Below are 1,274 nucleotides of genomic sequence, written 5' to 3' on the forward strand. Positions count from 1 at the left end.
GGGTGCAACACGAAAAAGTTGGGTCAAGCAGGATAAAGTCTAGCAATCAAAATGGAATCACAAAAAGTTAGCCAACTTCCCGCCGCCCATTGACATCTAGCGTGCAAAATTGCTTCAGCATTTTCTAGCAACCAGAACTTGCCATTACCTTTAAGCCGCAGATTGACCACTTGGCGAATTAAACTCTCGATAGCACCACTACCAATAGGCATCTTCATTGCTGCCAGTTGATGGTAGCTCAATCGTCCCTGTTCAGAGAATTTCTGGAGATACCGAATTTGGGAGTTCATGGTTGAGCGTTGTTCATGACTGGCATTTTGACTCAAAACCTGCATTTGTTGAATCAACTCTTGTGCTTGTCCTCTTTTAAGGGTAGAGCGTGCAGTTTTAAACCAAGCAATTCGTTCTTTTGGTTGAGTAAAAGCAGTGTCGGCAAACGACTGTAAATATTCTGTGGCGTGGTAGAAGTCAAGTAACTGATGTGTGGATTCTGGTGGACAACCGAGACGTTGCAGTAACGGTGGAATGTGTTTCCAAATCCACTCAGCCCCGTCCGCAATTAATAACACTTTAGATGCAAGATTAATTCCTAAACGAACAAGATGCATTTCTAACAGTGACAAAAAGGGTTGAAGTTTACCATAAGTACCATCGTTGGTCACAGGAATCTCAGTAGTATTGATGCGTTTACCATATTGGTCTACTACATAAATAGTCAGTAGCTTTGGTTCAGTCCATTCACCCTGATAACCATGACGATGACTATGCTGACGACGTTGACCCGTCTTGTTTTTCCGAATTCGAGTCCGTCCTCCGTCTACAGAGATTACTACTCGATGGGCTTTTAAAACAGGTGTAGTTTCTAAAGTTCCTTGTTTTAATTGGAACAATTGAAAGTTACGAATACTCAATCCCTGTTTATTGAAATGATAGGTTAGACGCTCAATTCGTTGAATGCTGATGCTTATCCCCCAATCTTGAACTATTTGGCGAGCGATCGCAAATGAACCGCTTACTGATCCATTAAATGCCACAACAGACCAAACTAAAGGCGTGATCCCTTCTTCCATGCTCAACCATCTTAAAAACGGACAAAACCCCTGTCCTCTGGTTTTTCGGCATTTAAAGTTTAGTTTCTTTGACCGTTCTACTACATAGGGTAATCGCAAAGATACACTAACATTACCTAAACATAGTACTTGTCGCTCTATTCGCCCATTTCCCTGGCTTTTAGGGTGTCGCCATCCCTGCGTTTGCTTTTTTGCCGTCTTTAT

The 1,274-nt window shown here is 42.2% G+C and carries 1 protein-coding gene; it reads right to left on the minus strand.

Going from position 1 to position 1,274, the window contains the following annotated elements:
• Nucleotides 1-23 precede the first annotated feature (23 nt).
• A partial coding sequence (locus tag FNW02_RS38175; protein WP_191762639.1) for an ISLre2 family transposase occupies nucleotides 24-1,274 on the minus strand: 1,251 nt, incomplete at its 5' end.

It is taken from the genome of Komarekiella delphini-convector SJRDD-AB1 (assembly GCF_014831675.1).
GTDB lineage: Bacteria > Cyanobacteriota > Cyanobacteriia > Cyanobacteriales > Nostocaceae > Komarekiella.